This is a genomic window from Chloroflexus islandicus (assembly GCF_001650695.1).
Taxonomy (GTDB): domain Bacteria; phylum Chloroflexota; class Chloroflexia; order Chloroflexales; family Chloroflexaceae; genus Chloroflexus; species Chloroflexus islandicus.
Genome location: NZ_LWQS01000103.1, coordinates 94,595 through 113,301, shown reverse-complemented (window position 1 = coordinate 113,301; position 18,707 = coordinate 94,595). Strand labels below are relative to the sequence as shown.

20 protein-coding genes are annotated in these 18,707 nt (G+C 62.4%); 4 read left to right on the top strand and 16 right to left on the bottom strand.

The genetic code is table 11. The features are described from left to right. Positions 1-5 precede the first annotated feature (5 nt). From A6A03_RS18615 to A6A03_RS18580, 8 genes are all read right to left on the bottom strand, one after another. The gene (locus tag A6A03_RS18615; RefSeq protein WP_066791263.1) at positions 6-260 is read right to left on the bottom strand and encodes a hypothetical protein; all 255 of its coding nucleotides are present in this window, start codon (positions 258-260) and stop codon (positions 6-8) included. 24 nt (positions 261-284) lie between these two features. Further along, positions 285-2,204 carry an ATP-binding protein gene (locus tag A6A03_RS18610; protein WP_066791261.1) on the bottom strand — a complete coding sequence of 640 codons (1,920 nt, stop codon included), beginning with the start codon at positions 2,202-2,204 and terminating at the stop codon, positions 285-287. Beyond that, positions 2,201-3,514, bottom strand: coding sequence for a Pvc16 family protein (locus A6A03_RS18605; RefSeq protein ID WP_066791259.1), 1,314 nt, complete (start codon positions 3,512-3,514; stop codon positions 2,201-2,203). Before A6A03_RS18605 ends, A6A03_RS18610 begins: the two co-directional genes overlap by 4 nt. After that, a complete protein-coding gene (locus A6A03_RS18600) occupies positions 3,511-4,365 on the bottom strand; it encodes a hypothetical protein (protein ID WP_066791255.1) in 855 nt (284 codons plus the stop codon). Before A6A03_RS18600 ends, A6A03_RS18605 begins: the two co-directional genes overlap by 4 nt. Beyond that, on the bottom strand, positions 4,346-5,044 hold the full coding sequence (locus A6A03_RS18595) for a hypothetical protein (protein ID WP_066791254.1): 699 nt from the start codon (positions 5,042-5,044) through the stop codon (positions 4,346-4,348). Before A6A03_RS18595 ends, A6A03_RS18600 begins: the two co-directional genes overlap by 20 nt. A 68-nt stretch (positions 5,045-5,112) precedes the next feature. Then, positions 5,113-5,637: a phage tail protein gene (locus A6A03_RS18590; protein ID WP_066791253.1), complete on the bottom strand. Its 525-nt coding sequence runs from the start codon at positions 5,635-5,637 to the stop codon at positions 5,113-5,115. A gap of 84 nt (positions 5,638-5,721) precedes the next feature. Continuing rightward, positions 5,722-7,269 (bottom strand): phage tail sheath family protein, encoded by a 1,548-nt coding sequence (locus A6A03_RS18585; RefSeq protein ID WP_066791251.1) that lies wholly within the window; start codon positions 7,267-7,269, stop codon positions 5,722-5,724. 109 nt (positions 7,270-7,378) lie between these two features. Next, positions 7,379-7,771 (bottom strand): hypothetical protein, encoded by a 393-nt coding sequence (locus A6A03_RS18580; protein ID WP_066791249.1) that lies wholly within the window; start codon positions 7,769-7,771, stop codon positions 7,379-7,381. A 1,224-nt stretch (positions 7,772-8,995) separates the two neighbouring features. Here A6A03_RS18580 and A6A03_RS18575 point away from each other — a divergent pair. The 3 genes from A6A03_RS18575 (at position 8,996) to A6A03_RS18565 (ending at position 10,858) form a co-directional block, all read left to right on the top strand. Continuing rightward, a complete protein-coding gene (locus tag A6A03_RS18575; RefSeq protein ID WP_066791247.1) occupies positions 8,996-9,646 on the top strand; it encodes an AP2/ERF family transcription factor in 651 nt (216 codons plus the stop codon). 169 nt (positions 9,647-9,815) lie between these two features. After that, on the top strand, positions 9,816-10,448 hold the full coding sequence (locus A6A03_RS18570; RefSeq protein ID WP_066791245.1) for a cupin domain-containing protein: 633 nt from the start codon (positions 9,816-9,818) through the stop codon (positions 10,446-10,448). Positions 10,449-10,465: 17 nt separating this feature from the next. Further along, positions 10,466-10,858 (top strand): hypothetical protein, encoded by a 393-nt coding sequence (locus A6A03_RS18565; protein ID WP_066791244.1) that lies wholly within the window; start codon positions 10,466-10,468, stop codon positions 10,856-10,858. A 539-nt stretch (positions 10,859-11,397) separates the two neighbouring features. On the opposite strand, the gene A6A03_RS18560 is transcribed toward A6A03_RS18565, so the two are convergent. From A6A03_RS18560 to A6A03_RS18535, 6 genes are all read right to left on the bottom strand, one after another. Next, positions 11,398-12,228: a DUF2085 domain-containing protein gene (locus A6A03_RS18560; RefSeq protein WP_066791243.1), complete on the bottom strand. Its 831-nt coding sequence runs from the start codon at positions 12,226-12,228 to the stop codon at positions 11,398-11,400. Between the two features lie 15 nt (positions 12,229-12,243). Further along, entirely contained in the window at positions 12,244-12,723 is a 480-nt protein-coding gene (locus A6A03_RS18555; RefSeq protein ID WP_066791242.1) for a metallophosphoesterase family protein, read from the bottom strand. Between the two features lie 114 nt (positions 12,724-12,837). After that, positions 12,838-13,272, bottom strand: a complete 435-nt coding sequence (locus A6A03_RS18550; protein WP_066791241.1) for an arsenate-mycothiol transferase ArsC — start codon at positions 13,270-13,272, stop codon at positions 12,838-12,840. A 91-nt stretch (positions 13,273-13,363) separates the two neighbouring features. After that, a complete protein-coding gene (locus A6A03_RS18545; protein ID WP_066791239.1) occupies positions 13,364-14,473 on the bottom strand; it encodes a C45 family autoproteolytic acyltransferase/hydrolase in 1,110 nt (369 codons plus the stop codon). After that, positions 14,470-15,441, bottom strand: a complete 972-nt coding sequence (locus A6A03_RS18540) for a GNAT family N-acetyltransferase (RefSeq protein WP_066791310.1) — start codon at positions 15,439-15,441, stop codon at positions 14,470-14,472. The genes A6A03_RS18545 and A6A03_RS18540 overlap by 4 nt, the downstream gene beginning before the upstream one ends. Positions 15,442-15,500: 59 nt before the next feature. Beyond that, the gene (locus A6A03_RS18535; RefSeq protein ID WP_066791237.1) at positions 15,501-16,481 is read right to left on the bottom strand and encodes a GNAT family N-acetyltransferase; all 981 of its coding nucleotides are present in this window, start codon (positions 16,479-16,481) and stop codon (positions 15,501-15,503) included. Positions 16,482-16,680: 199 nt separating this feature from the next. On the opposite strand from A6A03_RS18535, the gene A6A03_RS18530 reads away from it, so the two are divergent. After that, a complete protein-coding gene (locus A6A03_RS18530) occupies positions 16,681-17,364 on the top strand; it encodes an HAD family hydrolase (RefSeq protein ID WP_066791235.1) in 684 nt (227 codons plus the stop codon). 105 nt (positions 17,365-17,469) lie between these two features. Here the strand turns inward: A6A03_RS18530 and A6A03_RS18525 are convergent, their stop codons facing one another. After that, entirely contained in the window at positions 17,470-17,835 is a 366-nt protein-coding gene (locus tag A6A03_RS18525; RefSeq protein ID WP_066791234.1) for a cytochrome C oxidase subunit IV family protein, read from the bottom strand. Between the two features lie 9 nt (positions 17,836-17,844). Further along, positions 17,845-18,615 carry a cytochrome c oxidase subunit 3 family protein gene (locus A6A03_RS18520; protein ID WP_066791233.1) on the bottom strand — a complete coding sequence of 257 codons (771 nt, stop codon included), beginning with the start codon at positions 18,613-18,615 and terminating at the stop codon, positions 17,845-17,847. Between the last annotated feature and the right edge of the window lie 92 nt (positions 18,616-18,707).

Here is an 18,707-nt window from a genome sequence, read left to right as displayed (position 1 = left end):
AACCACTACTGCCACCCCCGGTAGAGCGCCAACGCGATCTGCTGGCCGATCCGCTCAGGCCGCATCCCCGGCCCTAACCGGAACGCGCCGCCGTCAAGCGTCTCGATTGCGCCGGCGCTGCTCAAGCCCGCCGGTATGCCCTCTTCCGCCAGCAACCGGCTCAACTCAGCGACCAGCGCCGCTCTGACGCGCTCGCGGTCAATGGCCCCAAAGCCGATCAAGGCGATTTCCGCAATCTCTATCTCAATCGCAACCTCCATCGCACACCCCATCAGCAGCCGTCGCTAACACCCCCACCCTCGCAATTCTGTCTCGGTCAGCGGTTTGTCCAATTTGGCGTATTCGCTGTGCGCCGCGCTCAAGATATGGCGCATCCCGACCGGTTCGCCGGCATCAGCGGCAAGAAAAGCGGCATTCAAGGCGATGCTGCGAATGTTGCCGCCAGCCAGATTCAACTGCGCTAGCCGCACCCAATCCAACCCGGCCAGCGGCGTGGCAGGCGGGAAGACCCGCTGCCAGATACGCCGGCGTTGCGCCGCGTCAGGGAATGGGAAGTTGACAATAAAGCGGATACGGCGCAGGAAGGCGGTGTCAATCGCTTGCTTCATGTTGGTAGTGAGAATAGCCAAACCGCGGTACGCTTCCATCCGCTGCAAGAGGTAGCTCACTTCGAGGTTGGCGTACCGGTCGTGACTATCTTTCACTTCGCTGCGCCGGCCAAACAGCGCATCGGCTTCGTCGAACAACAGAATCGCGCCCCCGCCTTCGGCAGCGTCGAAGATGCGGCGCAGATTCTTTTCGGTCTCGCCGATGTATTTGCTCACCACCGCGCTCAGGTCAATCCGGTAGAGATCGAGCCGCAGCTCGTTGGCTAATACCTCGGCAGCCAACGTCTTGCCGGTGCCGCTCGGCCCCGCAAAGAGGGCGCTAATCCCCAACCCGCGTTCACCGCGCTGGCCAAAGCCCCACTGCTCGTACACCCGCGCCCGTTGGCGCACGTGCGCTACCATCTGGCGCAGCGTTGCCATGTGCTCGTCCGGTAACACCAGATCGTCCCAACCCGCCGCCGTCTCAATCCGCTGGGCCAACCCATCGAGGCGGAGGCGAGCCTGCCCGCGGCAGGCTTCCCACCAATCGGCGGCAGAATCGGTCGTGACCGCCAAGCCGGCAGCGCGGATGGCGTTGGCATTGAGGGTGAACTGGGCCAGCAGCGGTTCGAGTTGGCCTTTGAGGGCCAGACTGCGTTCACCCAATATTTGTTGCCAGAGCGACCGTTGCTCGGTACGATCGGGTTGCGGCACATCAACCCGCACGATCAGCCGGTCGCCGGACGGCAGCGGATCGGCGCTCGCCAGCAACACCATGCCCTGTACCCGTTCCAGCCACCCAAGCCACGCCCGCGACGTGTCGCCGTCGTCCACCGCGATCAGCGCCAGCGCGCCGCTCAACGCCGCTTCTCGCTCCCACAGGCGGGCCAACAACTCTTGCTCAGCGGGGCCGGCGGGCACATCTTCGGCCCGCAGCAGGTACACTGCCCGCCCCAGTCGCTCGCCAATCGCGGCGGCAATCGCCTGCCGGCTGAACGAATCGCTGCCGCAGATCTGCACCGGCGGCGCAGGTTGCTCTTCCCACAGCGCCGCAATCCGCTCCACGAGTTGCCGGTGCGAGGCCGGCAGCGCCACTGCCGGATCGAGCAGGCGCACCAGCGGTTGCAAGCGCCGGTCGAGCGTCGCCACACCGAGCAGGTAGTGCAGCACCCGCTCGTCGATCCGTAGCGGCGCAGTCGCAAGCGGCTCACCCTCGGCCAGCTCAATCAACCGCCAGTGGCGCAGCGGCGCCGTCGGCGTCACCGCGCTCCAGTGGGCAGCGGGCAGCACCGCCAGCGCCAACCCGATGGTTGGACGGAAGCGGTGCGGATCACCCTGCGCTGTGGCACAGAGCGTTGCCAAACCGCTATCGAGTTCCACCCCCGCGCAGAGCAGCAGCAGTTCAGTCTCGAAATCGGTCAAGCCAAAGATGATGCGCAACCGCTCGACCGCCGGCAGCGCAGGCAAGGCAGCGCGGGCAGCGGCAAGGGCCTGCCCGGCCTCGCGCAACCCAGCTTCGTCGCGCTCGCCGGCCAAGCGCCGCTTGATCACGTCAAGCGCCGCACTCAGATAACGCTGGTTTGCTGTCACCCAATCGATTGCCGTGGCCGTGCTCATGGGATGATCACCGTTGGCCCGCTAAACCCGCTTCCACTTACGTCAAGTTGACTTTCAGCTCCGTCTACCTGCACCCGCACCAGATAGGTTCCCGCCGGCACAATGTCCGTCGTGAGCGTGAGCGTCGCATCAGTATCGTTGGGTGGAGGCGCCGGCGCGCGCGCCGGCAGCGGTAACGCGAACGAGCGCGGTGGCCGGTTGGCCGGCGGCGGCGTCTCGTCGAGCAAGAGCGTCACCCGCTGCTGTTTACCCACCGGCGGCGTGAGGGCAAGGGTGAGGGTGACATTGCCGTTGCCATCACGCGGGCCGGCAGTGGCGCTGACCATTGGCGACAAGATGAACGCTGCCACATTTGATTCGACCCCACGGTGCGGAGTAGGTGGCGTGCCGAGGCGCAGCCGGTGAACCACCTGCACCACCTGCACGCCGGCCCGTAAGCTTGCCGGCAGCGCGACAATGATCTGCGTGCCGGTCATCTGATCCGGCGGTACCGCCACTTCAGTCTCGCCAAGCCGGATCACGACATCATCACCACGCAACTGCTGGCCGCGGATCACGAGCCGGTAACCGGGCAAGATCGGCTGCTGGAAGTTCACCGGATCGTTTGCGGTGCGTTGTGAGCCGAGTTGGGTGATGCGCGGCTGGCTGAGCGGCAGCACATAGAGATTGCGCCGGCGCACCGGCAGCGCCTGCCGGGTAGGCCGCCGGCTCTCGATCAAGACCACCGATGCTTGGTAGGCCACGGTAGGCCGGTACGGCGATTGCATGCTTGACCAGATGTGCGAGACCTGTTCGAGGCTCAGCGGTTCGGGAGTGATCTTGATCTGTTCGATCTGATCGGCGAGATCGGCAGCCACCAGACTGGCGCGGGCCGATCCCGGCAAGGCCACGCCGCTGACCGGCGCAGGCGGGGCCAGCGCAATGCGGATAGCATCGCGGGATAGCACCGGCGTCTCGTGCAAGAGCTGCATCGCATACCCTAGCAGCAGTTCGGCCAGATAGTCTTGGTCGGTGTAGGCGGTCAACAAATAGTGCAGATCGAGCGCCAGCGGCGGATCACTGATGAGTTCGCCGCGTCCCGAACGCGACGGCAAGCCATGGTTGCGCCAGCCGGGGTTGTAGCTCACGTGGTAGAGAAAGAGGTTGAGTTGGCCGCTATTGGGGGTAAAGGCGGCGAGGGCCTGCGCCGGCGCCAAGACGCTCACCGTCACATCACCGAGCGCGCCGGTGAGGTCGTGATCGATCAGACCGTCTTGCAGCAGATCGCGCAACACGGCGGTAACAGCGGCAATCGCCAGCGCATTGCTCATCGCGTTCCTCCCTCCCGCCGGCGCAGATACTCGTCAAGGCTGAGCCTCGGAGCCGGCGGTTGCGGACGGGGGCGCGATGACGGTGGTGGCGGCGGCACGGCGCGTACCTCCACCCGCCCGATGGTCACAGTGATGCGTGGCGGATGCGGTGGCGCTGCCGGTTCGCGCGGCGGCGGGGCCACCGGTTCGCGTGGCATAACCGGCGCCGGCGCAGAGAAGGGCCGGATCGCCGGCACTCCCGGTTCGCGCGGTGCATCCGGCACGCTAGCCGGCTGGAACGAAACGGCAGACGCCGGCGACACGGCGGCAACATCCGCCAGCCGCGGTGGATCAATGGCGTTGGCTGGCGCCGGCAACCCGCGCGGCTCGACGAAACCCGCCAGACTCGCCGGCGCAGTGCGCTCGCTGTTCGCCTCGCTCACGCCACGATCAGGCGAGATACGCTCCGGCGCAGCAGGCGGCATCGTCGATGGACGCCGCAGCTCGCTGGCGGTGGTTGGTGGTTGCCCCCACGCCGCCAGCGGGGCTACTGGCAACGGCGGAATTTGCCGGCGTTCAACCGGCGGGATCGCGCTAGCCAGCGGTGCGGGAGATGGCTCCACCCACACCGGCGGCGACCCCGGCGCAGCCTGATCACCCACCTGCACCGGCGGCGACCCCAGCGTGACCTGATCACCCACCTGCACCGGCGGCGACCCCGGCGCAGCCTGATCACCCATCTGCACCGGCGGCACGGCCACCTCACCGCCGAAGGGCGCAACCAGCTCGAACCGGGCCGGCAATCGCGGTTGCACCGCCCCAGCCAGCTCGCCAAAACTGCGCGCCAGCAGATTAGCCAGCGGATCGTTCATCGTTCACCATCTGCAAATACAAGGCGCGCCGTTGCGGGCTCAGCGCCAGAATCTCGCTCTCGCGCCAGCCGTAGGCGCGCGCCAGCGTATGCACATCGCGCAACAACCGCCGTGCCCACCGCTCCAATTCTTGCCAGACAAATCCCGCGACATCGAAGGGCGCGGCCCACGAGTGGCTGCAATCGGGACAAGCCAGCTCGATCCGCAGATCGAGCAGCGGATCGGCGTTCGCCATCGCGGTCGCGACCGCTGCCAATGCCTCATCGGACAGCATCGCCGGCGCATCGATCAAACAGCGTTCGATCAGGCGGCGAGTGGCAGCCGGGCCGGGTGGCAACCCCAGCAGATCGGCGCTGGCCGGCAGGCGAAAGGCAAGTTGTTGGCCGCCAACGTCAAGTGATTGCACCACCGTTGCCGGCGCTAACGCGCGCAGAGCTGTCGTCGCCAACGAAAACTCTAATCGGGTGGCGCAGGCCGGGCAGACCGCGACACACTCCATCTGCGCGCCAAACAGCCATTCCCGCACCAGTAACAGCAAACCATCGCGCGCGCCAACCGGCAACTCGGCGACGGCTATCTCTGGAAACAACGGCGCCAACAACGCCAGCACCCGCGCGAGCGGCGGTTGCGCCGCGCCTGCCTCCCAAATGTCGAGCAACGTCGCTGCGGAAATGGCCATCGTTCACCTCATGAACGCAACAGCGCCACATGCGGTATGGGCACTGAATCAGTGCGCCCCTTCCCTGCTTACTGCGGTTCAGTGAAGCTCGGCTCGTCCGGTTCGCCAAGGGCGTAATCGCGTTCCCAACCCTCATTCTCCAGCTTGATGCTCTGGATGGCGACCGCATTGGCGTTGGCGTCGAGCTCAGGCAGAGCCTGATACTCCGATACCCAACAGCGATAGACCCGGTAGGCGATAGCCAATTGGCCGGCCTCGTTGTAGACCTCGATAATGATGTCTTTGCGAAAATCCTTCAGCGAGACCTCGGCCCCTAGTCCAGAACCGTAATTCCAGACCTTATTCGCCCACTTCTCAAATTCGGTGTCGTGCGTCACACCCCGCTCAAGCGTGATCGGTTCATACTTGGTGCGGCCCGGCGACTTGCGCACATTGCTCGCATCACCGCCCTCCCGATGCTCGACCACCTCGGTGGTACGCTTCAACGCCGACACCTTGCTAATCCCGGCCACGTACCGGCCATCCCACTTGATCCGGAACTTAAAGTTCTTGTAGGGATCGAACCGCTGCGCATTGACGCTAAACTGAGCCATACGCTATTCCCCTTGTATGGGTGCAACGCTGTTGTGCCCTCTTTGCCCATCGTACAGGCCCAACGTGTTGCGCCCTCGCTTGCCTTACTCCACCTGCCCGGCCAACTGCTGAATCTTGATAATCACAAACTCAGCCGGCTTGAGCGGCGCAAAGCCAACCACGATGTTTACCACTCCCATATTGATATCTGTCTGGGTTGTTGTCTCGCGGTCACACTTCACCAGATAGGCTTCGCGCGGCGAACGGCCCTGAAACGCGCCTTGCCGGAAGAGGGTCTGCATAAACGCACCCACATTTAGCCGGATCTGTGACCACAGCGGCTCATCGTTCGGCTCAAACACCACCCATTGCAGACTGCGGTAGAGCGTCTCTTCAATAAACAACGCCAACCGGCGCACCGGGATGTACTTCCATTCCGAAGCCAACTGGTCAGCGCCGCGATAGGTGCGCGCTCCCCAGACCACATTGCCGCTCACCGGGAAGGTGCGCAGACAATTGACGCCGAGCGGGTTGAGTTGGCCTTGTTCCCGGTCGGTCAAATTGACCGCCAACGCCCGCACGCCAAACAGCGTCGCGTCCTGCCCCGCCGGAGCCTTCCACACCCCGCGCTGGGCATCGGTGCGAGCAAAGACGCCAGCCACCGCACCGCAAGGCGCAAACTCTTCCAGCCGGTTCTCGCGCAACGGGTCGGGAATCTGCACCCGCGGAAAATAGATCGCCGCATGATCGTCACGCGCCACCGCTGCGCTAAACGTGCCGATCCTCCCCACCGCCGCAGCGATGCTCCGCCAGCTCGATGGCGCATCGATAATCAAAAACGCCCGCTCGTCGCGACAAAAACGCAGCGCTGCCGTCCACACCGATTCGGTCACATCGGTATCACGGGTAAAGGGCGGAATGCAGAGCAAATTAAAGAGATCGGCCTTGCGCAACGCATACATGCCGGTCTTTGCATCGAAATCACCTGTATACTGGGTTTGGGTCAATGCGCTTCCATCCGTGCCATTCGTGGCCGGCGCCGCATCGGCCACGACGGCTGGCCGCACCGTGGGAAAGGCGCCGGGATGCGGATCAGGCACGCGCAACAACAGCGACTCTTGGGCCAGCACCGTACCGACATAGCGCGGCGCCACCGGATTGATCGACACATTGCGAAACGTCTCGCGCCGCGCCGCCTGCACCGGATTCGTCCCCGGAATAATCTCGACGACGGTCAGATTAAACTCATCGGGTTGCAATGGTTCGCGGGTCGCGTGGTCAATGCTGATCCGCAAATGATTGCCCCATGCGCCTTCGTTGCTGGCCTCCAGCGTCAGATTATCGGTTCCGCTCGCTGGCGAAAGGGTGAAACGGGCCGCAGTCGCGCCATTGATCAGGCGCACAATCAAGGCATCAGTGCCGCCGTTGAGGAAGAAATGCTGCACCGCATAACTCATCGTGCTCGCTTCCCACAACCCGCCAAAGAGCCGCTCGTAATCGCCAAAGTTTTGGATCCGCACCGGATCATGCACCGGCCCGCGCCGCGCCCGCCCGACAAAAGCGGTAATCGACGTCGCCACCCCGGTGATCGTGCGCACACCGCTCGGCACCTCCTCAATGTAGACACCCGGATACGACAAAGTGACCGGCATACTGTTGCTCCTTGCGATAGCCCGAAAGGTATCGTTCGTCCGGCGCCATGGATGATGGCAGCGCAACCCGATTGTGAGGACGGATCATGCCGCCGTTGGCAATGGCAGCCTACGCTGCATCGCGCCCGATCAGCACTTCAACCGTCACCGGTTGCGCCGTTGGATTGGAAAAAGCAAAATCGAGATTGGCCGTGCCCAGCAACGCTACTGCCCCAGCGCCAATCAGCAGATGAGGGCCGTCGAGTGTGATTGCGCTGCCGCCATCGACGGTATAGGTCAATGGCGGCGTTGCATCATACCGGCTCGCCGAAATCAAGACAAAACGCACCGTACCACCGCCCGACGGCGCGGCGAAATTGGCTTGGCCCGGCGTAGCGCCGCTAGCCGCCGCGATCTGCACTTGGCCTTTCAAATAGACATCAACCGGCAGCGTCTGGGATTCGGTCTTCCGCGGCCCTCCGGCCACAGCCACGCTCAGCGTCCACTGAATACTTTCCGGCATACGCAACCCTCCTCGCACACACGTCACGGCGGACCATAAGGCATCGGCGGGCACTGCCTGAAATGTATCAGGCGGATATCAATTTGGCTGAAGCGTGACCGAGAAAAGGAGAAGGAAGGAGGATGGTGAGAGTGTTGTATCAGCAGCGAACTTTCTCGGTGGGTAAGATCGCTCTTACATTATAGCTATGCTGTCAAGATATCAAACTTCAGTACGTGCGCCTTATTTCAAAGAACGTCACCTCAGCGACTATTTTGCACCAAGGTGCTGTCATTGCGAGCCACAGAAGGGCAATGCTGCGCATTGCCTAGCGCGGCGAAGCAATCTCCCGCGAGCACGGGAGCGATACGCTCAGACATGCTTGCCGCTGAAGCAGGAGATTGCTGCGGGCGCTGCGCGCCCTCGCCATGACATGAAGTGAGCGCGCCCCTCACTATAACAGCCGGGCTGCGTCAACCCGCTCGCTCGCCCCTCACCCCCTACCCCGCTCCCGCCGTCAGATTGAGAGGCAGACAGCACATCTGATTGAGTACAACGGTTGATCGCTGTGCAATGCCTCAACGCCTAGTGCTACACTCCCCTCTCCCGCGCCAGTGGGAGAGGGTCTGGGGGTGAGGGCGAAATGGCGCTTCCCAACACCATCAGCCGTATCTGTGCTCATCCGTGCTGTCCGCCCTTGAACGCCGTCAGGTGGGAGAGGGACCGGGGGGTGAGGGCACCAGCCCGCGCAGCGGGCTTCGTAAGCCTAGCCCGGCCCTTCAGGGCCGGGTTACCTGCACGGCGGATCCATAAGTTGCAACGTTCAACATCTCGCAATATAAGCTCCTAAATGTTACGTCTATAAACGAAGCTCTACCGATGACGATTGTGCAAAGCTACAACATATATTTCCGAATATTATCCGATCTCGTCTAATCTTGCTTGATCCCACGCCTGCATCGCCCCATGTGCCCAACAGTGGTTCACCACCTGACAGTTGAACAGGGAACTTTCACTCTGCCGGTTTTGTGAGAAAAACCACAATTTTATTCAAAATTGTGCGTTTCATCACAATTATTTATTGATGAATCAGACGCTCTATCCAACCAAATTTGTACTTTTTTGCCCAGTATTGCTGTGCAGCGAATGGACAAAATGTGGTATGATAGAAATCGGAGGTTTCAACCTTCGAGGCAATCACTAATCGTACAAATTCGATCACGTTTTCAAAAGGAGCAATCAGCAATGCCCCGCCGACACGCTGTCCGGCCGGCTAATCTGCCGGCTATCGAGCCGACAACTGCTGCGGAGGAAGCAACGACGCTGCCCGCAACCGACGATCCGATGGCCGTACTACGCTACGAGCCGCTCCCCGATCTCGACCCGGAACAGGCGCGCCGGCTGCTCTCCACCCCTGCTGAGCAGCCTGTGGCCGAGACGAAGAAGCTGCCGGCTCGTCTTCGCCCCAAGACCACCAAGCACAAAGGGATTACCCGCATCGATCACCCGGCTAAGCGCACCTTTGGCTATTTTGTGCGCGTGACGTGGAACAAGCAGCGCCGGAGCAAGTTTTTCTCGGATTCGGTGTATGGCGACCGGCTGGCCGCTTTGGCTGCCGCTATCGAGTGGCGCAACGCCACCGAGCGCGAGTTAGGCAAGCCGCGCACCGAGCGGCAAGTGATTGGCGTTTCCCGCACCAGCACTGGTATTGTTGGCGTGCGCCGCACCATCAAGGATGGCCGCGAGGTCTACGAGGCGACGTGGCGCGACGGCAACCGCATCCGCCGCACCTCGTACTCGATCGCCAAGCACGGCGAGCGCCGCGCCCTCGCCCTTGCCCGCCGCGCCCGCGAGAAGTATGAGCGGATGCGCCAGCGCACCCCCACCGGCGACTGATCGCGCGCGTCTTTGTTGATTGCTTCCCAGACCCCTGCGCCTTGCACTGGCGCAGGGGTTCTGTTTACGCCGATAACTGTTACTAGAATGCAACCAATTTAATGGGTGACAAATCGTAAATTTGTCTTATAATAATGAACAGATCAAGCGCAACCGGAAGGAGAGAGCCGTGCGTTCTGAGGTTGAACTTGCCAGTGCTACCCACGGCATCGGTGAAGATGCGAGCGTTGATGTTGGCAATCGTCTGCGCGCCCTGCGCGAGCAGCGCCGGATGTCGATCCGCGCGCTGGCCGAAGCGAGCGGGTTGGCCGTGAATACGCTCAGCCTGATCGAAAATGGCCGCACCTCGCCGAGCGTCAGCACGCTTCAGCGCCTCGCTATGACGCTGCAAGTGCCGATTAGCGCCTTTTTTACGCCTGATGTGCCCCAACAGCGCGTTGTCTTCACCCCTGCCGGTCAGGCGACAGCGACCCTCTTCCCGCACGGCGCGCTCACCGATTTAGCACCCGGTTTGGCCAACCGTACCCTCGAACCGCTGTTGCTCACCCTCGATCCCGGCGCCGGCAGCGGTCCTGAGTCAATCGTCCATACCGGTCAAGAATTTGTGTTTGGGTTGAGCGGCAACATCCTTTACACCGTCGCCGATCATACCTACACCATCGGCCCCGGTGATAGCCTGTTGTTCGAGGCGGTGTTGCCCCACCGCTGGCACAATCCCGGCCATGCCCCGGCCCAAGCGTTGTTGGTCTTGTGTCCGCTCGAATTACCGCGCAGCGCTCTCGAGCGCCATGGTCGTGTTTAAGCGAAGGAGTTGGTGGTATGCAGATCCGAACCTTGCATCTAAGTGAAGATGGCGTGAGCCGCACTGATGACGCGATCGCCTTGATCCGCCATGCACCCGGCCAGATTACGCTCAACGACCGAGAGGTGTTGGCGATCCGCCCGCTTGACCGCTGCACGCTGGCGCTTGAACTGCTCGGCGAAACGCGCTATCTAGCTTCAGCCGATTACTGGCACGCCCTCTTCGGCCAGCGCACTGCCGAAGCGCGCGAAGCTGGCTGTCTGCTCGGCCATCTCGATAGCCTTGCGATCGCCGCCAATCGCGTGCTCGAAACGGTCGCCAGCCTCGATCAGCTCCCACCTGAGGCGCGCGTCGCGCTTGACAACCTGCGCACTGCGCTGAACGACCTGAAGGTGACGATGCCGCGGTGAAGAAGATGGCAAATGAGCCGGTAGTACGGCTGTGGCTAAGCCGCACTACTGGCTTGTTATGATCCGGTGCGCCTGCTCGCCCCCGGAGCGCGAGCCGCTGGCCCGCCTGCCCGCTCACCGCACGGGGCGCGGGCCGCTGGCCCGCCGGCCCGCTCACCGCACGGAGCGCGGGCCGCTGGCCCGCCTTTTCTCTCTCGGCCCGGAGCACGGGCCGCTGACCCGCCGGCCCGCTCACCGCACGGGGCGCGGGCCGCTGGCCCGCCTTTTCTCTCTCGGCCCGGAGCGCGGGCCACCGGCCCGCCTTTTCTCTCTCGGCGCGGAGCGCGGGCCACCGGCCCGCCTTTTCTCTCTCGGCGCGGAGCGCGGGCCACCGGCCCGCCTTTTCTCTCTCGGCCCGGAGCGCGGGCCGCTGGCCCGCCTTTTCTCTCTCGGCCCGGAGCGCGAGCCGCTGGCCCGCCTTTTCTCTCTCGGCGCGGAGCGCGGGCCGCTGGCCTGCTCGCCGGACAGGAGCCGCCCAGCCGTGTGGCTTTACCAGAGGGCTACTCTGGGATCAGTGGCGGCGGCAGCAAGCCTGATACCTCTAACCCGATTTTCCAGCGCGCCAGCACGGCCAGCAACAGCAACGCCACCAGAAATCCGGCGATTCCCGGCAAGGCTAATTGCCGCACGTGCCGCACTCGCCCGCTCAGACCGGCAAAGGCGCTGATCGGCAGCGCCACGGCAAAGGTCATCACCCCCGTCACCCCAATCACGCTGAGCAAGACCAGCGGCCATGCCAACACCGCTTGGTTGGCGGCGATCGCTGCCACCACAAGGCCCAACGCGCCGATCACGATCCCCAGATCGCGCCAGCTCCCGACGGGCGCTTGCTCGGCAGCCAGCAGATCGGGCGATAGAAAGGTATGATTAGCGACCAATAACAGCCCTATCGCCAACGCCGCACCAAACCCCAACCCAGTCACAAGGCGCAGATCGTCGCGCGGCGGGTACGCCGGCGGAAAACCCAGCTCGGCAACGGTTGAATTCAACCCATCAATCCCCATCACTGCCATCAGGCCAATCAGCGTCAAGCCGATCGGCAGCGGCGGCAACCTCCCGGCCCGCATCCTCCCCAACGCGGCCATCACTCCCAGCGTCACCATCAGCCCGAGATAGATGCCGCTATCGCGAGCGCAGAGCGGAAACTGCACTCCACCAGCGATCAGATTATGGCTCTGCGCGCAGATGCCATGAACTGCAAAGAAGAGCCGTCGCTCCCAATCCAATGCCGTTGCAATCGCCGGGAGCAACGCGAACAGGATGATCAAACCAAGCCCGACCACCGGCCCACGCCAATCGAGTCTACGCTGTACTGTTGTGGTTGGAGCCATAACGCCCTCTTGCCCTCATCTCTCCAACTCGATAATCGCTGCGCTCGCTTGGCCATTGGCCACCGTCAACCGCGCCACCGACAACCCCGCCCCCCGCGGCGCGCCAGCAGTGCCCGGATTGAGAAAGAGCACCCCATTGTACATTTCGTACAATGGCCGGTGGCTGTGGCCGAAAATATAGACCCGCGGCACCCGGCCATCAGCCGTCTTCGGTAACGATTGCACAAGATGGCGGGGCTGGCCGCCAATGTGGGTCAGATAGATCATAACTCCCTCGCGCTCGATCCAGCGGTGCGCCGGATAAGTGCGGGCCAGCGCCGTGCCCTCATCGGTGTTGCCATGAATAGCCAATACCGGCGCAATAGTCGCGAGCCGGTCGAGAATGGCTTCATGGCCGATATCGCCGGCGTGTAAGATCAGCTCAACCCCGGCTAATGCCGTCAGCACCGCTGGCGCCAGCCGGCCATGCGTATCCGAAACGACGCCGATCTCCATAGTTTCCCTCACATGTGGTAGCCGGTACGCCTTGCGTGCGTCGAGCGCCAGTATGCTCGCTCTCACACCACGCGGATCGCGCGCATGTTGCCACCCTCTCCCAACGGCCCGCGCCTAACCCGCCGGTTGCCAACGGCTCAGTTCCGCCACTAATTCAGCCACTCCCGCCTCGATCCGGCGAAACGCCTCAGCGGCGGGCAAGAAGGGTACGTCGGGCGTTTGCCAGTACCGGATCCGATCCTCCCACCCCGGAAAGCGTTGCTGCATCAACGGGCGATGCTCGCGCTCATCCAAGGCAATCGCGACGGTTGCGCGCCGCAGATCGGGTTCGGTCAAGGCTATTGGCAACCGGATTTCGGAAGGCGGCGGAAAGCCGCGTTGTTGTAATTGCACCAGAACGTTGGGCCAGATCGGCCCCTGATTGGAAGCCGAGAGCCGCAACCCGCGTGAGTCGGCTTGCCAACCCGGTACCCGCATGGCGTTGAACAGCAGCTCGGCGTAGCGGCTGCGGTAGTAGTTGCCGGTGCAGATAAAGAGAACCGTGCGCATTGGTTGCCTTTGCCTCGTGCATGATTGCGAGCGCGAGTCTGAAAACGCATTGACGATTGTTTATGCAACCCACACTTGTATCGTCACCACGCTATGACTCCTCCGCCCCAGCCGCCAACCGGTACTGCCCATATTCGCGCTCGCACGGCGGCCCATCAGTAGCATACAACGTTTGGGCCGTCACATCCATGATGATCGAAGCGACCGATTCGTAATATTCATCGGGCGGATCGGCAGGATCAATATGGAAACAGACCGAATAGGGATGGCGATCATGGTCGCGCAATGCCGCTTGCACGCTCGCCAGCGATTGCGGACGCGGCGCCAGCAGCGCTTGCAAGCGCGCTTGCCGCCATTGCGAATGCGGCACCCGCTCGATCGCGCGTTCGACGATGCCCAAGGCCGCCGGGTCGTTGAAATGGTTCGCGTGGATCAGGCAACCGCCGGCGCACCCGCTCACGGCCACCGTTTCCGGCGCCGCCTCGATATTGATCACCTGATCGGGCGTTTGGGCAATGAGGAAATTGGCCGAACCGGCCCGCGCTTCCGCTGTGATCACCGCCTGCGCCTCGGCAAGGGTGCGCGCGCGCAAGATTTCATAACAGCGCACGTGAAACGGTCGCCGCAAGCTGGCCCAATCGTCAGCCGTACTGCTGAGTCCGTTAATCAACAACGCCAACCCCGCCGAGTTTAGACCGATCTTGCCGCCGAAAATACCGGCTTCGGTAAAGGCCAGTGTGCGCAGGCCATCAGGTTCAACCGTCGCCACAATTGCGCCGCGCACACCGGTGATCCAATCCCAGTTTTCGCCTACCAGCAGATGGCCATCACTTGTCTCAGCGGGCAAGAGGGCAAACGCCGTACATCCGTCAGGCTTGGCGGGCGGACGATCATACTCGCGGAAATATTGGTAGAACAGTTCGTAGCGCACATTCAACGCCGCAATCGCCGCTAGCTCTATCCCGGCGCCATCGGCAATCCCGCGCATCCCGGCGGCATACGCCGGATTTTGCCCGGCAATCGCGTCCGCATACCGCAGAGCGCGCCGCCATACTTCAGCGAGCGGCATACGCAATTCGCGCTCAAAGCGTGCGGTATAAATACGCAGGTTGGCGGCAATCGCCTCGCGCAAGACGCGCCCGTGCCGCCAACCCTGTGTGTAGGCATCGCCTGCCAACTCAACCAACGGCAACCCGTTCACGTCACCTCCTCGGTCTGTTCACGCCGGCGCAGCACGATCCACACCGGCCCGCGTTGAAAGCCTAACCGTTGATTAATCTGCCACATCGGCTGATTGGTGCTGTCGTTGTCGGTACGAATCCCGGTCACACCCATCGCTTGGGCATACGCGATCGTACACAATTTTAGCGCCAGCGCAATCCCGCGCCCGCGGTAGTCGCGCCGCACCGCCGTAAAGCCCACTTCTAGATCGGTCTCGTTATCGATCGTCTCAAGGGTGCTAATCCCGACCACTTGCCCATCAGCCATCGCCGCAAAACTACCTTCCCACACCGCGCCATTGTCAGGCTGATAGAACTTCATCCATTGCTCGTAGGCGGGAATGGCTACTGGAAAGGCCGATGGAATATCACGAGTGGTTTGCTGTTCAAATGCGTACAACTTGCGCCAGAAGCCGGCATCGGCAGCGGCGAGAGCAGCAAAGCTATGAATTTCAATCTGCTGCGCTGTCACCCGCTCGATCGCGCCGCTGAAGGGAGCGGGATCAAAGCTCGCCACCTCCAGCCGCGAGAGCCACACCCGCCGGTCTTCCTGAAAACCGCGCCGCACCGCAAAGGCGAAGCCGGCCTGCCAATCTTCGCGCACTTTTGCCAATACGTGACGCGGCTGCAACGCCTGCCACGCCTGCCGCACATGCTGCCAGAGCGCCGCGCCTAACCCGCGCCCTTGATACGCCGGATGCACGTAGACCAACGTCTCAATATGGTATGAATCGGCGCACCACGTCGGCTGATAATATTCGGCATAGCCTGCCGCGACGCCATCAAGCTCGCCGATCGCCCGGTAGAGCGCCAATTGCGGGTTGTGCAACTCATCACGCACTCGCCACTCGGTTGCATTGAGCGGTGCGTCTGGCACGAGCGCGCCGTACACCGTCGCCATCGCATGATAATCGGTTTCATCCCACCGAAAGGGTCGAATCGTCATCATAAAACAAGTATTACCCGTCATCAGAGGGACATTGCGCTGCAATGTCCCTCCCGTTTCCCTTACCCCACATCCTTCACAAATTCGATCCACGCCGGTTGCTTCACGAACCCCAATGCTTCGTTGATGCTCAACATAGCCCGGTTGGTGGTCGCGTTATAGGTGCGCACCTCGCGGTAGCCGGCGGCTTTGGCGAAGTTCAACGCATGCACCTTCAGCGCCAGCGCCAACCCGCGCCGCCGGTAATGCCGGCGCGTGGCGGTAATGCCAGTCATCAACACATCCGGCTCAGCATGCTTCCAGAGCTGGCTCACCGCCGCGATCTCATCACCGTCGAGCGCCAAGAAATAGCCTTCCGGGTAGAGGTGCGGATCGTCAAACACCGTCCGCTCCCACGTCGCCATATCAACCGGCGTGAACGGTTCGGGTTGCGGCACATCGGCCCGCATCTCGATCATCGCCTCGTAAAGGCGCTGGCGGGCATCGGGCAGGCGCGCTAGCCACTCGTTGAGGTTGCAGATTGTAAACCCCTGCCCAACGGCGCGCGCCAGCCCATCGGCAAACGGAGCCGGGTCAAACGCGCGCAGATCGAGCCGAGACTCCCACGTGCGCATCTCTTCGCGGAAGCCGCGATCGGTGAGAAAGCGTACGCTGCGCGCCTGATCTTCGCGGCAGTTGCTCCGCACCTGCAACGGCTGATGCCGGTCGGCCAGCTCGCGCATCAGCTCATCATAACAATAGCTGCCGATCCCCCGCCCTTGCCATTCCGGCAGCACTGCAATGCTGATAAAGAATTTGCGCGGGTGGTACATCCATGCGGCATGAAAATATTCAGCCGCCGCCACCACCGTCTCACCCACCTCTGCCAGCCACCGCGCTATCACGCAATGGGCAGGACGGATCGCATCCCAATGTTGGATCTCTTCCGCTGTTTCGTGGCTATCAGGAAAAGCCGCATTGGCAATCGCTGCCAGCGCAGCGTAATCGGCTGCCGAACCAGCGAACGGTCGCAGACGCACCGATTCTGCAATATTACTGAGCATATCCAGTCCTCCGGGGTAAAGCTGCGCCGTGTTTATCGTAACCGATCCAACCGGCGCCCGCCATCAGCCCAGAGGCGCAATTGCCCCCGCTAACACCATGGTATGATAATACGTAGAGCCGCACGGCCGTGGAGCCGCACGGCTGTAGAGCCGCACGGCCGTGCGGCTCTAACCCATGGTTCACCAATAAGGATCTATCATGCCCATTCGCGCCCTGATCTTCGATTTCGACGGCCTGATGGTCGATACCGAAACCCCAGCCTTGCAGAGCTGGCAAGAAATATATGCCGAATACGGCGTTACCTTGAACGTTCACGATTGGGCGGCGACGTTGGGGGCAAACGCCGGCTTTGACGCTCATACCCATTTAGTCAGCTTGCTCCGTGAGCGCGATCCCTTACTGGCCGAGCGCGTCATCGCCGAGCGCGACACGATTCTGGCCCGCCGGCAAGCGCGCAAAGATGAGCTCAGCGCCGATCAGCCGCTCTTGCCCGGCGTCGCCGAGTTGCTAGCCGAAGCGCGCGCCGCCGGCTTGCCGTGCGCTGTCGCTAGCAGCAGCAGCCGGCGTTGGGTTGAAGGCTGGCTGCGGCGGCTCGAGGTGTACCACGCCTTTGCGACGGTCGTGACCGCCGATGATGTGGTCGCCACCAAACCGGCGCCCGATCTGTTTCTAACCGCCGCGGCCCGGTTGGGCCTGCCACCTGCCGGCTGTCTCGTGCTGGAAGATTCGCCGAACGGCATCCGCGCTGCCCGCGCCGCCGGCTGCCCGGTGGTCGCCATCCCCGGCGCAATTTCGAGGCAGGTGCCGTTGCCGCCTGCCGATCTCACCTTGCCGAGCCTCGCTCATACCAGTCTTGCTGCGCTGCGCCAACGGTTTGGGTAGGTAGCGAGCCGCGAGCGGTAAGAGCGGGTTGCCAGAGAGATTATAAGGGCGGGTTTGAAACCCGCCCTTACTACTCGATATGGTGTCGCGTTGATCCCGCTCTGCCTACGGCAACGGCCCGGCCTGCGGCGGCCAGCCGCGGGCCACATAATCGCCCATTGTAATCACAAACAGAATGATCAACCAGACAAACGCGCCGGCAGCGTAGACCTGCGTCATCCGGCTACTGATCTTGACGTGCATAAAATAGAGCACAATCAAGACCGTCTTGGCAATCGCGATCGACATGGCAATCGTTACCGCCAGCCATCCCGGTATCTCAAGCAGGTTTTTCTCAACCCACCACGCGGCGACGGTCAACACCATCAACACCATCAGCGCCGCAAAGACGCGGTAATAGGTTCCCCGCGAAATATGGGTATGCTTCTCGCCGTGGTGATGCGCATGAGCATGTGCGTGCTGTTCAGCCATCGCGCCCTCCTAAACCAGATAGAACAGTGGGAAGAGAAATACCCAGATGATATCGATCAAGTGCCAATAGAGACCGCCAATCTCAACCGGCGTAAAGTAGGTTGGCGAGAAGCGGTCACGCAAGGCCATCACCAAGATCGTCGTCATCACCCCTAAACCGATGATCATGTGGATCGCGTGCAAGCCGGTTGCGCTGAAGTAAAGCAAGAAAAAGAGCTGGTGGCCGGATTGCGTCGCCGTCTTTGCCGCGCCGTGCCCGCCGCTCGTTGAGCCATGCTCATCAGGGAACATAAACCCGCGGCCCGGCACCAAACACTCGTGGCTCTCGTGCAGGTCGCTGCCGGTAATCCAACTAATCGGATCCTTCGCGCCGGCGCAATGAGCAAACTTCTCGCTGTACTCGTACCCCTTAATCACAAGGAAGGTCACACCCAGCACGATGGTCAGCACCAGCATCGTGATCAGGCGCCGCTTCCTCCCCTCTTCGGCGGCATTCACCGCCAGCGCCACCGTCAACGAACTCACTAGCAGCACCACCGTATTGACGGTCGCAAGCGGCGTATTGAGCAGCGCCGCCGATTCTTCCCACGCCTCCGGGAAGGCCCAGCGGTAAGCGATGTAGGCCATAAAGATGCCGCCGAAGAGCATGATTTCAGTGACGAGAAAGGCCCACATACCCAGCGTGGCCGCCTCTTTCTGCTGCTCCGGCGTCTCGAACTGGTGTTGCAGTTCGGGGCCGTGCGTATGCGCATGCGCTTCTTCGTGTGTGATGGTTGCCAACGCTCTCTCCTCTGCGTCCAATTGCGATGTATGTTCTCTGACCAATTGACAAATGTATGCGAATGCGGAGCGACGTTACGCGAGAACGTCGC

Excerpts from the sequence above, each read along its gene's own strand:
- A6A03_RS18615 (WP_066791263.1), bottom strand. The coding sequence starts at position 260 with ATGGAGGTTGCGATTGAGATAGAGATTGCGGAAATCGCCTTGATCGGC.
- A6A03_RS18610 (WP_066791261.1), bottom strand. The coding sequence starts at position 2,204 with ATGAGCACGGCCACGGCAATCGATTGGGTGACAGCAAACCAGCGTTAT.
- A6A03_RS18605 (WP_066791259.1), bottom strand. The coding sequence starts at position 3,514 with ATGAGCAATGCGCTGGCGATTGCCGCTGTTACCGCCGTGTTGCGCGAT.
- A6A03_RS18600 (WP_066791255.1), bottom strand. The coding sequence starts at position 4,365 with ATGAACGATCCGCTGGCTAATCTGCTGGCGCGCAGTTTTGGCGAGCTG.
- A6A03_RS18595 (WP_066791254.1), bottom strand. The coding sequence starts at position 5,044 with ATGGCCATTTCCGCAGCGACGTTGCTCGACATTTGGGAGGCAGGCGCG.
- A6A03_RS18590 (WP_066791253.1), bottom strand. The coding sequence starts at position 5,637 with ATGGCTCAGTTTAGCGTCAATGCGCAGCGGTTCGATCCCTACAAGAAC.
- A6A03_RS18585 (WP_066791251.1), bottom strand. The coding sequence starts at position 7,269 with ATGCCGGTCACTTTGTCGTATCCGGGTGTCTACATTGAGGAGGTGCCG.
- A6A03_RS18580 (WP_066791249.1), bottom strand. The coding sequence starts at position 7,771 with ATGCCGGAAAGTATTCAGTGGACGCTGAGCGTGGCTGTGGCCGGAGGG.
- A6A03_RS18575 (WP_066791247.1), top strand. The coding sequence starts at position 8,996 with ATGCCCCGCCGACACGCTGTCCGGCCGGCTAATCTGCCGGCTATCGAG.
- A6A03_RS18565 (WP_066791244.1), top strand. The coding sequence starts at position 10,466 with ATGCAGATCCGAACCTTGCATCTAAGTGAAGATGGCGTGAGCCGCACT.
- A6A03_RS18560 (WP_066791243.1), bottom strand. The coding sequence starts at position 12,228 with ATGGCTCCAACCACAACAGTACAGCGTAGACTCGATTGGCGTGGGCCG.
- A6A03_RS18555 (WP_066791242.1), bottom strand. The coding sequence starts at position 12,723 with ATGGAGATCGGCGTCGTTTCGGATACGCATGGCCGGCTGGCGCCAGCG.
- A6A03_RS18550 (WP_066791241.1), bottom strand. The coding sequence starts at position 13,272 with ATGCGCACGGTTCTCTTTATCTGCACCGGCAACTACTACCGCAGCCGC.
- A6A03_RS18540 (WP_066791310.1), bottom strand. The coding sequence starts at position 15,441 with ATGATGACGATTCGACCCTTTCGGTGGGATGAAACCGATTATCATGCG.
- A6A03_RS18535 (WP_066791237.1), bottom strand. The coding sequence starts at position 16,481 with ATGCTCAGTAATATTGCAGAATCGGTGCGTCTGCGACCGTTCGCTGGT.
- A6A03_RS18530 (WP_066791235.1), top strand. The coding sequence starts at position 16,681 with ATGCCCATTCGCGCCCTGATCTTCGATTTCGACGGCCTGATGGTCGAT.
- A6A03_RS18525 (WP_066791234.1), bottom strand. The coding sequence starts at position 17,835 with ATGGCTGAACAGCACGCACATGCTCATGCGCATCACCACGGCGAGAAG.